11 protein-coding genes are annotated in these 12,691 nt (G+C 66.8%); 2 read left to right on the forward strand and 9 right to left on the reverse strand.

Annotated elements, in window-relative coordinates:
* Nucleotides 1–2: 2 nt before the first annotated feature.
* Genes B5D62_RS13155 through B5D62_RS13180 form a run of 6 tightly spaced genes read right to left on the reverse strand, consistent with a single transcriptional unit; the run spans nucleotide 3 to nucleotide 5,714 of the window.
* On the reverse strand, nucleotides 3–794 hold the full coding sequence (locus tag B5D62_RS13155; protein WP_085934300.1) for a purine-nucleoside phosphorylase: 792 nt from the start codon (nucleotides 792–794) through the stop codon (nucleotides 3–5).
* Entirely contained in the window at nucleotides 791–1,180 is a 390-nt protein-coding gene (locus B5D62_RS13160; RefSeq protein WP_085934301.1) for a cytidine deaminase, read from the reverse strand. The genes B5D62_RS13155 and B5D62_RS13160 overlap by 4 nt, the downstream gene beginning before the upstream one ends.
* 1 nt (nucleotide 1,181) lies before the next feature.
* Entirely contained in the window at nucleotides 1,182–2,108 is a 927-nt protein-coding gene (locus B5D62_RS13165; RefSeq protein WP_085934302.1) for an ABC transporter permease, read from the reverse strand.
* Nucleotides 2,105–3,172, reverse strand: a complete 1,068-nt coding sequence (locus tag B5D62_RS13170) for an ABC transporter permease (protein WP_085934303.1) — start codon at nucleotides 3,170–3,172, stop codon at nucleotides 2,105–2,107. The genes B5D62_RS13165 and B5D62_RS13170 overlap by 4 nt, the downstream gene beginning before the upstream one ends.
* A complete protein-coding gene (locus tag B5D62_RS13175) occupies nucleotides 3,169–4,695 on the reverse strand; it encodes an ABC transporter ATP-binding protein (RefSeq protein ID WP_085934762.1) in 1,527 nt (508 codons plus the stop codon). Before B5D62_RS13175 ends, B5D62_RS13170 begins: the two co-directional genes overlap by 4 nt.
* Before the next feature lie 14 nt (nucleotides 4,696–4,709).
* The gene (locus tag B5D62_RS13180; protein WP_085934304.1) at nucleotides 4,710–5,714 is read right to left on the reverse strand and encodes a BMP family lipoprotein; all 1,005 of its coding nucleotides are present in this window, start codon (nucleotides 5,712–5,714) and stop codon (nucleotides 4,710–4,712) included.
* Nucleotides 5,715–5,819: 105 nt separating this feature from the next.
* Between B5D62_RS13180 and hydA the strand changes: the two genes are divergently transcribed.
* Nucleotides 5,820–7,265, forward strand: a complete 1,446-nt coding sequence (hydA, locus tag B5D62_RS13185; RefSeq protein WP_085934305.1) for a dihydropyrimidinase — start codon at nucleotides 5,820–5,822, stop codon at nucleotides 7,263–7,265.
* A 9-nt stretch (nucleotides 7,266–7,274) separates the two neighbouring features.
* Here the strand turns inward: hydA and B5D62_RS13190 are convergent, their stop codons facing one another.
* Entirely contained in the window at nucleotides 7,275–7,949 is a 675-nt protein-coding gene (locus B5D62_RS13190) for an isochorismatase family protein (RefSeq protein ID WP_085934306.1), read from the reverse strand.
* 10 nt (nucleotides 7,950–7,959) lie between these two features.
* Nucleotides 7,960–10,812, reverse strand: a complete 2,853-nt coding sequence (locus B5D62_RS13195; RefSeq protein WP_170920918.1) for an FAD-dependent oxidoreductase — start codon at nucleotides 10,810–10,812, stop codon at nucleotides 7,960–7,962.
* 56 nt (nucleotides 10,813–10,868) lie between these two features.
* Here B5D62_RS13195 and dapA point away from each other — a divergent pair, with 56 nt between their 5' ends.
* Nucleotides 10,869–11,777 (forward strand): 4-hydroxy-tetrahydrodipicolinate synthase, encoded by a 909-nt coding sequence (gene dapA / locus B5D62_RS13200; RefSeq protein WP_085934308.1) that lies wholly within the window; start codon nucleotides 10,869–10,871, stop codon nucleotides 11,775–11,777.
* A 179-nt stretch (nucleotides 11,778–11,956) separates the two neighbouring features.
* Here the strand turns inward: dapA and B5D62_RS13205 are convergent, their stop codons facing one another.
* Nucleotides 11,957–12,664, reverse strand: a complete 708-nt coding sequence (locus B5D62_RS13205) for an amino acid ABC transporter permease (RefSeq protein WP_085934309.1) — start codon at nucleotides 12,662–12,664, stop codon at nucleotides 11,957–11,959.
* Nucleotides 12,665–12,691 lie beyond the last annotated feature (27 nt).

Genomic DNA, 12,691 nt, shown 5'->3' on the forward strand with positions numbered 1-12,691 from the left:
CGCTAACCGTAGGTTTCCAGGAAGGCGCGCAGCAGACGCCGCAGATCGCCCGAGGCAGCGCTCGCGACGGCGATCGTGTGATCATGGCCAAGCGCGCCCGGCACCAGCCCGGCCGCGTAGTTCGTCATCAACGACACTGCCGCCACCTTGAGCCCGGCATGGCGGGCCAGGATAGTCTCCGGCGCCGTCGACATGCCGACAGCACTGGCCCCCAAGGTGACTGCGGCACGGATCTCGGCGGGCGTCTCGAAGCTCGGTCCGCAGAACCAGATGTAGACGCCGTCGTGGCACCGGATGTTGACACCCCGGCCGATCTCCAGGAGGCGACGCACCAGGACCGGATCGTAGGCGTCGACCATGTCGACGAACGGCTTGTCGCGCACCCCGAACAGCGGATTGGCGCCGGTGAAGTTGATGTGATCGGTGATGACCATCATCGAGCCCGGCGGCATATCGAGCCGCAGACTGCCGGCTGCGTTGGTCTGCACCAGGGTCTCGCATCCGAGCTCCGCCAGAGCGCGGATCGCCGGCGCCATTTCGTCCGCCTTGCCCGATTCATAGTAGTGGACGCGACCCTGCAGGATGGCGACGGGCGTCGAGCCGACATGGCCCAGCACGAGCCGGCCGGCATGGCCGCCCACGGAAGGCTGCGCAAAGCCCGCCAGCTCGGCATAGGGAATCGTCGCCACCGCGTCCGCCTCTTCGACCAGGCCGCCGAGGCCGGAGCCGAGGAGGAGAGCGACCCTGGGTGTGAAGCCCGGCGCCCGCGCCTTGATCGTCTCGACCGCGCTCATGCGAGATGCTGCGGGCCGAAGGACAAAGGGAACAGCTCGCCCAGCGTCACGGTGCGATGCAGGCCGTCGGGGCCGCAGAGATGGATCCTGGCATCTTCCGCCGCAAATTCCCGCAGCTTCTGACGGCAGCCGCCGCAGGGTGTGATGACTTCGGGTCCCGGACCGATCACCACGCATTCCAGCACGCGCCGCTTGCCCGCCGCCACCAGGGCGGCGATGGCCGATGCCTCGGCGCACAGGCCTTGGGGATAGGCTGCATTCTCGACATTGCAGCCGCCATGGATGCCGCCTTCCTCGTCGCGCACGGCGGCGCCGACATGGAACTTCGAATAGGGCGCATAGGCACGCAACATCATCGTCCGCGCGAGATGGAGCAGGTCGTCCATGTCAGGGCTCCTTCTCGTAGGGAATACCGATCGCCTTGGGCGCCACGGCGCGTCCGATGAAGCCAGCCAGCAGGAACATGGTGAGAAGATACGGCAAGGCCTGGATCAATTGCACGGGCACTTCGCCGAAACCAGGTACCCGCACCCCCTGCAGGCGAATGGCGACGGCGTCGAGCAGACCAAAGACCAGGCAGGCGCCGAACGCCGGCACCGGTCGCCATTTGCCAAAGATGATGGCGGCCAGGGCGATGAAGCCCTGTCCAGCCGTCATGTCGCGACTGAAGCCTGCATTCTGGGCGATGGAGAGATAGGCGCCGGCGAGTCCCGAAAGCAGGCCGCAAAGCAGGACGGCCAGGTAGCGCAGCCAGCCCACCGAAATGCCGGCCGCGTCGACTGCCAGCGGCATCTCGCCGACGGCGCGCAGCCTGAGCCCGAAGCGCGTGCGCGCCAGCAGCCACCAGGTGAGCGGCACCGACAGGAGCGCGACATAGACCAGGATATTGTCGCCGGCCCGGGGCGAGAAGAGCGGCATCAGCCGCTGGCCAGGCTGATCCAGCGCCGGCGTCTGGCCGCCGCGCGCGAACCAGGCATTGCCCAGCACGACCGTGAGACCGGCGGCAAGGATGTTGAGCGCCACGCCGCTCACCACCTGATTGCCGCGATAGGTGATGCAGGCAAGGCCGTGCAGCAACGCCATGGCCTCAGCCGCCGCGATCGCCGCCGCCACCCCCCACCACGCCGACCCCGTCACCGCCGAAACCGCGGCGGCGAAAAAGGCGGCCGTCAGCATCTTGCCCTCGAGGCCGACATCGACGATGCCGCTCCTCTCCGAGAACAGCCCACCCATGGCGCACAGGATCAGGGGCGCCGCCGTCCGCACGGTCGCCGCCAGCATCAGGAAGACGAAAGCCGACAGATCGCCCGTCATGGCGCCTGCCGGGGCCGGAACGCGGCGAGCCAGGGACGAGGCAGGTTCACCAGCGCGCCCGAGAACAGGATCACGAGTCCCTGGATGACCACGACCATCTCGCGGGTGATGGCGGGAACATCGAAGGCGAGTTCCGCCCCTCCCTGCTGCAGCGCGCCGAACAGCAAGGCGGCGAGGGCGACGCCAAGCGGGTGATTGCGGCCCATCAGGGCGACCGCGATTCCGGCGAAGCCATAGCCGGCCGGAAAATCGAGCACGAGGCGATGATGCACGCCCATCAGCTCGTTGACGCCGACGAAGCCCGCCAACGCCCCCGACAGGCACATGGCGACCATGGTCATGGAACGCAGGTTGGTGCCGGCATAGAGGGCGGCTTCGGGATTGTGGCCCATGGCGCGCAACGCGTAGCCCCAGGGCGTGCGCCACAGGAACAGCCACACGCCGACGCAGCAGGCGAGCGCCAGCACGATCGACAGGTTGAGCGGCGAGCCCGCCAGTGCCGGCAATTGCCCGGACGGTCCGAAGCCGCGGCTTTGCGGCGTCATCGAACCGGGCGCGATCAGGACATTGACCAGCAGATAGACCATCAGCGCCGAAGCGACGAAGTTGAACATGATGGTGGTGATGACGATGTGGCTGCCGCGCCACGCCTGCAGCCAGGCCGGCACCGCCGCCCATGCGGCGCCGAACAGCGCCGCCGCGGCGATGGCGATCGGCACCATCAGCCAGATCGGCAGATATTGATCAAGCGCGAGAATAGCGACGCCGCAGCCGAGGCCGCCGAGATAGGCCTGCCCTTCTCCGCCGATGTTGAACAGGCCACCATGAAAGGCGACGGCCACGGCAAGGCCGGTGAAGACGAAATTAGTGGCATAGTAGAGCGTGTAGCCGATCGATTCAGGCGATCCGACCGCGCCCAGGACCAGAAGCTTCAGTGCCTGCAGCGGATCGACGCCGACGATCATCACGATCACGCCGACCGTGAGGAAGGCGAGCGCGATGTTGATCGCCGGCAGGACCAGGATTTCGACCCAGGCTGGCAACGATCGGCGCAGCCCCGTCATGCCGCCTTCATCCCCGCCATCATCAGGCCGAGGGCGCGTTCGCTGGCCGTGCCACCCGCCGATTCTCCGACGATGTGCCCGCTCGACATGACCAGGATGCGATCGGACAAGGCCAGGATCTCGTCGAGTTCCACCGACACCAGGAGGATGGCGCAGCCGCGATCGCGACAGCGGACCAGCTCGCGATGGATGAACTCGATGGCGCCGATATCGACGCCCCGCGTCGGTTGGCCGACCAGCAGCACCTTCGGTTCGTGCGAGATCTCGCGCGCCAGCACCAGCTTCTGCTGGTTGCCCCCGGAGAATTGCGCCGATCGCAGACCGGGCAGCGGCGGCCGGACATCGAAGCGCTGCATCAGCTCCGCGCAATAGGTGCGGACAGCCGGTCGGTCGATGAGGTGGTGCGGACTGAACCGCGCCTCGTTCTGATATCCCAGGATCGAGGTCTCGGAAGCGTGGAACGCGGCGACCAGGCCTTGCCGCAGGCGATCTTCCGGCACATGCGCCAGACCGAGCGCTCGCCGCTCCGCCGGATCGCCGGGATGGCCAGCATCGAAGGTGCGGCCGCAGATCGTGATCGTTCCTCCCGTCGGCGCACGCATGCCGGCCAGCACCTGCAGCAGCTCGGTCTGGCCGTTGCCCGAGACTCCGGCGATGCCGACGATCTCGCCGCCATGCACCTCGAGATCGATACCGTCGAGCAGCCCGATGCCATGGCGATCGACCAGCGACAGGCCTTCGGCACGAAGCAGCGCTGGCCCGCGCCGTGCCGGCTGGCGGTCGACGCCCAGGCGAACCTTGCGGCCGACCATCAGTTCGGCCAGTTCATCCGGAGTCGTGTCGACTGTGCGCCGCTCGGCCACCACCTCGCCTTGCCGCATGACGAAGACCTGATCGGTCACCGCCATGACCTCCCGCAGCTTGTGCGTGATCAGAATCACCGTGACGCCACCGTCGCGCAGTACGCCGAGGATACGGAACAGCCGCTCCGTCTCCTGCGGCGTCAGCACGGCGCTCGGTTCGTCCAGGATCAGGATGCGGGCGCCGCGCAGCAGCACCTTCAGGATCTCGACCCGTTGCTGCTCACCGACCGACAGGTCGGCGATGCGCGCATCCGGATCGATCGACAGCCCGTACTCGCGCTCCAGGCGCGCGACCTCGGACCGCGCCGCCGCCATGCCGCGCCCCAGCAGGAACCCGCCCTCGGCGCCCAGGACCAGATTCTCCAGCACGGTGAAGCTGTCGATCAGCATGAAGTGCTGATGCACCATGCCGATGCCGTGCGCGATGGCATCGCGCGGACTGCCCATCTCGACGCGTTCGCCCTCGACACGAATCTCGCCGGAATCGGCCCGATAGAGCCCGTAGAGAATGCTCATCAGCGTCGACTTGCCGGCACCGTTCTCGCCAACCAGGCCGGTGATGCTGCCTTTCCGGATGGTCAGCGAAACGGCGCGCACGGCATGGACGTCGCCGAACGACTTGTCGATCGCCCGCAGCTCGATGGCCGGGACCGCCGTCATGGCCGGCATCGCAGTCACCGGCAGGAATTGTCGCTCATGTAATCGTGGACCTCGATCTTGCCGGCGATGATGTCGGCCTTGGCCTGTTCCACCTTGGCCTTCATCTCGGGCGTGATCAGTTTCTCGTTGTATTGGTCGATGGTCCAGTCGACGCCGCCTTCCTTGAGGCCGAGCACCGAGCTTCCGGCGTGCCAGCTCCCGGACTGCATCGCCTTGAAGCTCTGATAGGCCGCGAGATCGACGCGCTTGATCATCGAGGTGAGCATGGTGCCGGGGTGCAGATGGTCCTGATTCGAATCGACGCCGATCCCGTACTTGCCGCGATCCTTGGCGGCCTGCAGCACGCCGATGCCGGTGCTGCCCGCGGCGGCATAGACGACATCGACGCCGCGATCGAATTGCCCCTTGGCCAGCTCGGCGCCGCGGCCGGGATCGTTCCAGGCGGCCGGCGTGGTGCCGGTCATGTTGGAGATCAGCTCGGCCTTGGGATTGGCGTATTTGATGCCCTGCTCGTAGCCGCACAGGAAGCGGCGGATCAGCGGGATATCCATGCCGCCCACGAAACCGACCTTGCCCGTCTTCGAGGCCAGCGCCGCCGCCACACCGACCAGGAACGAGCCCTCGTGCTCCTTGAAGGTGATGGACTGCACATTGGGCAGGTTCACGACGCTGTCGATCAAGGTGAAGTGCGTCTTGGGAAACTCCTTGGCCACTTTCTCCAGGGCCACGCCCTGGGCGAAGCCGACCGCGATGATGGGATCGTCGCCACGCTGCGCGAAGCGCCGCTGCGCCTGCTCGAACTGCGTCTCGTTGCTGGGCTCGAATTCGGCGATGGGGATCTTGGTCTCGGCCTTGAATTTCTCGGCACCGGCGCTCACGCCCTCGTTGAAGGATTTGTCGAATTTTCCGCCAGTACTGTAGACGATGGCTGGCTTGATCGGGGTCTGCGCCGCGACCGTCTGGGCGCCCAGCACCACGCTCGCCAGAGCGACAAGAAACGAACGACACCGGCTGCCCATTCTGGCTCCCTTATTCTTGATGCGAGTGTGGACCGGCCCGGCCTCCGGGTCTAGGCCGGGAGCCACGGCATGGTCCTTGCACCCAGGCGCCGACGGAGAGGAAACATGGCCGACTACGATCTCGTCATCCGCAACACCACCATCGCCACCGCAGCCGACGTGGTGAAGGGCGATATCGGCATCACCGGCGGCCGCGTCGTGGCGCTGGGCGAGCGACTCGACAAGGGCGGACGCGAGATCGACGCGACGGATCTGATCGCCATGCCGGGCGGCATCGACGCCCACGTCCATTTCGACCAGGACACCGCCGACGGTTCGGTCTTCTGCGACGATTTCGAGAGCGGCAGCCGTGCGGCGGCCGCTGGCGGCACCACCACCATCCTGCCCTTCGCCTATCAGAACAAAGGCCAGTCGTTGCGCGATGCGGTCAACAAGTACCATCGCCGTGCCGAGGGCAAGTCGCTGATCGACTACGCCTTCCATGTGATCCTGTCCGATCCCAGCGAGAAGATCATGGGCCAGGACTTCCCGGCGCTGGTTGCCGACGGCTACACCTCGTTCAAGGTCTACATGACCTACGACGACGTGAAGCTCAGTGACCGCGAGATGCTCGATGCCCTCGCCGCCGCGCGTCGCGAGCAGGCGATGCTGATGATCCATGCCGAGAATTCCGACTGCATCGGCTGGCTGACCGAGCAGCTGGAACTGAAGGGCATGACGGCGGCCAAGTTCCATGCCACCTCGCGCCCCTTCGTGGTCGAGCGCGAGGCCACGCACCGCGCCATCTCGCTCGCCGAGCTGCTCGACGTCCCGATGCTGCTGGTGCACGTCTCCGCCAAGGAGGCGATGCACGAGATCCAGCGCGCCCAGGCGCGCGGCCTCAAGGTCTATGGCGAGACTTGCCCGCAATACCTGTTCCTGAGCGAGGAAGATTTCGAGAAGCCGGGCGAGGAAGGCGCCAAGTGCGTCTGCTCGCCGCCGCCGCGCGGCACCGACAATCAGGAGCATATCTGGACCGGCCTTTCCGCCAACACGTTCCACGTGTTGTCGTCCGACCATGCCGCCTTCAAGTTCGACGACGTGCGCGGCAAGAAGCTTCCGGGCGCAGCCCAGAGCTTCCGCAAGATCCCCAACGGCGTGCCGGGCGTCGAGACGCGGCTGCCGCTGCTCTTTTCCGAAGGCGTCAACAAGGGCCGCCTCACCCTGCAGCAGTTCGTGGCGCTCTCCTCCACCAACGCCGCCAAGATCTACGGTCTGCATCCGCGCAAGGGCACGATCGCCGTTGGAGCCGATGCCGACATCGTGCTGTGGGATCCCAAGCGCAAGGTGAGTCTCACCAACTCGATCCTCCATCACAATTGCGACTACACGCCCTACGAGGGCCGCGAGCTCACGGGCTATCCGGTCATGACGCTGTCGCGCGGCGAGATCGTCATGGAGGAAGGCCGCATGAGCGGGTCGGCCGGCCGCGGCCGCTTCCAGAAGTGCGATCGCCCCGAGCCAGCGCGCCCGCGCGGCAAGCCGCTGATCGATCCGTCGATCTTCACTTAGCACCGTTCCTCAATTGGCGGGCCGATAGCTCTCCATCCAGGCCAGCACTTCGGTCACCGGCAGCACATCGGCGTATTTCAGCGCCATGTCGTAGAGGTTGGCGAAGTGCGGGCTCTCGTGCTTGTCGGCGACGCACTCCTCCGGAACGATGGTGCGATAGCTGCGGGACAGGCTGTCGACCACGGTGGCGCGAACGCAGCCCGACGTCGAGCCGCCGGTCACGATCACCGTGTCGACGCCATGGAACGTGAACAGCGACGCGAGATTGGTCTCGAAGAAGGCCGACGCCATGCGCTTGTTGATGACGATATCGTGGCTCCTGTCGATCTCACAGCGATCGTCCAACGCCGCACGGCGCGATCCGGACTTGATGTTCTGCAGGGAGTCAGGCGTATCCGTCCGCGTGCCCCATACGCCGCAATCCTCACCCGAGTCGAGATAGGCGACATAGGTCCAGACCACCGGGCAGCGATGGCTGCGGAACAGGCGCGCCAGTTGATTCACATAATCGATCTGGTGCGGATCCGTCTCGTAGGCAGTGACGAATTCGGCTGGCCGCGTATAGGCATTCTGGAAATCGACATTGACCAGCGCCGGCTTGCGCCCGAAGCCGAAGCGCCGCCGACCGGTATCGGCCTTCACCGCTTCGAAGAGCTCACGGGCAGTCTTGTTGGAGCGTTCCATGCGGCTCTCCTCAGGTGAAACGATTGATCGAATAGGGCTCGACCGGCAGGCTGGTCGAGCGGCCACACAGCATCTCGGCCGTGAGGCGCGACAGGATCGGCGCCAGCGTGTAGCCGTTGGAACTCACGCAGTTGTAGAAGCCGGGCAGGCCCGGCACTTCGCCCAGGACGGGCGCGCGATCGATGTTCACGTTCATGCCGGCCCAGATGCGGATCGCGTGCAGATGGGCGAGCGCCGGGACCGCACGGCTGGCCACCCACAGATTGCCTTCGACGCTGGACCGCAAGGCCCGGGACAGCTTCTCCCGCTCGTCGAGCCCCGCCGTCCAGCCGCCCCCGATCATGAAGGCGCCAGAGCCCATCTGCTTCAAGGTGAGATGCCGTGCGGCATGAGCCACCAGCCGTGACAGGGTCGGCGCCGTGGGCTCGGTCACGATCATCTGCAAGGGCGCGCCGCGCACCGGAAGACTGATGCCCATCTTGCCAGCGATCTCGGCGGCCCACGGACCGGCGCAGTTGACGATCCGCTTGCAGCGGATCTCGCCCCGGCTGGTCGTGACGCGATAGCCGGTCCCGTCACGTTCGATGGCCTGCACATTACTGCCGCGCCGGAAGCGGGCGCCCATTGCCGTGGCGCGAGCCACCACGGCATAAGTCCCGCGCAACGGGTTGATCTTGCCCTCGGCCGGGCACCATTCGGCGGCGATGGCGGCTTCCCCGATCGCCGGTTCGAGTGCCCTCAGCTCGTTGGCGCTGATCAGCTCCGCCTCGATGCCACGGCTCTTCTCCAGTGCGATCTTGCCCTTGAGGAACGCGACGTCACGCGGCGTCTCGGCCAGCATCAACCCACCGCAGACCTTCACTTCGAGATCTTCGCCGGTGTCGCGCTGGATCTCCTGCCACAAGGCGATCGACGCCGGACCCAGTGGCAGGGTATCGGCCGCCCGGTTGCCGGCGGGCGTGGCGTCGAGCCCGAAGTCGAACGACAGAAGCTGCACATGCAGGCTGCCGGCATTGGCGCCGGAGGCTTGGAGGTTGATGTCGTCGCGCTCCACGACCAGCGTCTCGACGCCCTCGCGAGCGAGCCAGTAGGCCAGGCACGAGCCGGCAACGCCGCCGCCGATCACCAGCGTATCGACGATCTCGGTCGGCAGCGGCTCGGTCTCTCGCGGCCGGGCCATGTCCGGCGGCACGAAATCCTTGTGGCCGGTCCATTCTGGCTGTTCGACCGACAGGGCCCGGATGGGCACGGGCTTGGCCGGCGGGCGCGGTGCGAACAGGCCGAATTCGCCGACCTCGCGCCCGATCAGGCGCGAGACGAGTGCCGCGCAGTACCGACCCTGGCAGCGACCCATGCCGACACGGCAGGCGCGTTTCAGGGCGGCCGGTGAATCATGACCTTGGGCGATGAGCGCGCGCAGGTCGCCCGCCGTCACCTCCTCGCAGCGGCATACGATGGCCGCATCGTCGATTTCGGCCAGATCACGCGGGCCGGTATCGAACAGCCGCCATAACGCCGTCTGGAATCGCCGCGATCGCGCGAGCGTTCGCCGCGCTGCCTTGGGCTCGGCGAGGACACGGCCGAGATCGCGGGCAATCGCCGAGGCGGCGACCAGGCCCTGCGCCAGGGCCGCCTGCGCTCCGCCGAAGCGGGCGCCATCGCCGATCGCGAAGACCTCGGGAAGGCTGGTGCGTCCCTCCTCGTCCGTCAGCGTCTCCATCGATCCATTGCCGCGTGCCACGAAGCGATGCCGACATCCCAGCGACCGCGCCAGTTCGGACGAGGCGGCGAAACCGTAGCCGAGGGCGACGATATCGGCCTCGATGCTCAGCCCCTCGGCCTCCACCTGGCAGACACGGTCGTGGCCGAGCAGGCGCGTGATGCGGCGGTTCCACTGCAAGCGCCCGCCGAGCCGCGCCGTCAGCGCAAGTCCTTCGGCCAGCAGGCCGGGCTCTGCGGCCGCAGCGGCCACCAGATCGCGCCAACGCGCCAGGCCGGGACGCGGCGCGGCTTCGAGGACGGCGACGACATTGGCACCGCCCTCGATCAGTTCCATCGCCGTCTGCAGACACAGCGGCCCGTTGCCGGCAATGACGATCCGCTTCCCGGGCGCGACACGGTAGGACCGCGCCAGGGTCTGCAGGCCGCCGACCGTCATCACGCCCGGCAGTGTCCAACCCGGAACCGGCCAGGATTGTTCGTAGGCACCGGTCGCCAGCACGAGGCGCTTGGGCCGGAACAGAGTCGAGCGGCCGGCCACGAGCGCCGCGACTTCATGGGGCGCGAAGGCGGCCCAGACCGTCGTCTCGGTCAGGATCTTCACGCCCGCCAGCAGCGCCGACTGCCGCAACACGGCTCCGTCACGGAATTGACGATCGAGCGTCGCGATCTCCGCCGCCTGCGAGCTGGCCAACGGCTTGAAGTACTGCCCGCCGGCCTGCAGGCGCTCGTCCGCGACGACGACATCGGCCCCGGCAAGGGCAAGGCTGCGCGCCGCCGCCAGTCCTGCCGGCCCTGCGCCGACCACGAGAACATCGCAGGCGATCTCCTCCGGCAATGCCGCCGGTTCGGGCGGGACAGGCGACGCCTCGGGCATGGACCGGATATCCATGCCGGCTTCGACCTTGGTGAGGCAGGCGCGCTGGCTGGGGCGACCGTTCACCGTCACGAGGCAATCGAAGCAGACGCCCATGCCGCAGAATGGTCCACGCGGCGCGCCCGATCGTGCCTGGCGCACCGATACGATGTCGGACGCGGCCAGCGCCGCGGCAATGGTCTCGCCCGGCAAGGCCTCGAGCGAGCGGCCATCGAAGCGGATCTGGACCGGCTGGTTTGGCCGGATATGTGCATGCTTCAGCCGCATCGCCAATCGCCTAAACTGAGAGCGTTGCGCCGGCCCGTGTCCGGCTGGAGTCCAGGATGAAGAAGTTTCGCGGCACCTACACCGTGCTGATCACGCCCTTCACTGCCGACGGCAAGAAAGTCGACGAAGCCGCGCTCAAGCGGCTGGTCGACTTCCAGATCGAGCAGGGCATTCACGGCCTGATCCCGCTCGGCAGCACCGGCGAGTTCCTGAGCGTCACGCCGGACGAGCGCCGGCAGATCGTCGAGACCGTCGTCAAGCAGGCTGCCGGTCGCGTGCCGGTGCTGATCGGGACCGGCGCCGAATGGACCGACGAGGCCATCCGGACCAGCCGCGAGGCCGAGGCGATGGGCGCCGACGGGGTGATGATCATTCCACCCTTCTACAGCGTGCCGACCGACGACGAGCTCTACGTCCACTACAAGAGGATCTCGGACGCCATCTCGATTCCCATCATGGTCTACAACAATCCGGCGACTGCCAATGTCGACATGATGCCGGAGCTGATCGCGCGGCTGGCGCAGATTCCCAACTGCCAATATGTGAAGGAGTCCACGCTCGACCCGACCCGCGTCCGCGACATCATCCGGCTGGCGGGAGACAAGATGACGGTGTTCGCCGGCGTCATCGGCTACGAGTCCTTCTGGCTGGGGGCCGAAGGCTGGGTCGCCGTCTGCTCGAACGTGATTCCGCGCTGGTCGGCGCAATTGTTCGAACTGGTCGCCGACAAGCGCGACATGGATACGGCGCTGGCCCTCTACAAGAAGATCACGCCGCTGCTGTGGTGGGTCGGCGGCCCGCGCTACGTCTCGGGCACGAAGGCGGCGTTCGAACTGATGGACATGCCCATGGGGCCTCCGCGGGCGCCCCGCCTGCCGCTGCCCGAGGCCCAGAGGCCCGCCCTGCGCGAGGTGATGCGGCAGATGGGCATCCTGCCGGAGCACAAGGCCCGCGCGACCGCCTAGCGCCAAGCCCCCTCGGACGCCGCCGTTTCCATTAAATAAATGGAAATATAATGGGAGCCGGCGGCAAACCGGCTCGTGGCGCAATCCGAAGGACGGGACCGAGGCGGACATGGCAGCAGCTTATGTCCTCGTCCGGTCCGGACCTATTCCGGTCGCCAATCGAGCCATCGCGCCTGGCCTCAGCGATCGTCACGCGCCAGCTGCCGGTCGGCCTGCGCGCCATAGGCCTTGCCGTAATAGATCTCGATCTGACGCTGGACCAGATCCCAGCAGCTCGTCAGGACGAGATAAATCACGGCCACGACCATGAAGACTTCGAGGATCTGGAACTTCTGCTGCATCAGGATCTGGCCGCGCCGCAGCAGCTCTTCCATGGAGATCACCGAGGCGATCGAGGTGGTCTTCAGCAGCCCGTTCACCGAGTTGCCCAGCGGCGGGATGATGACCCGCAGCGCCTGCGGCAGCACGACGAGGCGGAAGATCTGGAAGGGCCGCAGCCCCAAGGCCCGCGCCGCCTCGCTCTGCCCGCGCGGCACCGACAGGATGCCGCCGCGCAGGATCTCGGAGAGATAGGCCGCCTCGTTCAGCGCCAGGCCCAGCACTGCCGCCTCCACCACCGAGAACCGGATCAAGCCGAGCTGGGGCAGGCCGGTATAAATGATGATGAGCTGCACCAGCAGCGGCGTGCCGCGAAACATCCAGACATAGGTCTGCGCCGTGTAGGACAGCCAGCGGCGCTTGTTCAGGCGCATGACGGCAAGGCCGAGGCCGAGCAGCGAGCCGAAGAACAGGGTCGTGATCGTCAGCCCGATCGTCCAGAGCGCCCCCTCCAGAAGATAAAGGTTCGTGAAGTAGCTCCAGAAGCCGTCCCAGTTCCAGACCTTCATTGACGGCCCCTAGATCGCATTCCGACA

Origin of the sequence: Enhydrobacter aerosaccus (genome assembly GCF_900167455.1) — a bacterium.
Classification (GTDB): domain Bacteria; phylum Pseudomonadota; class Alphaproteobacteria; order Reyranellales; family Reyranellaceae; genus Reyranella; species Reyranella aerosaccus.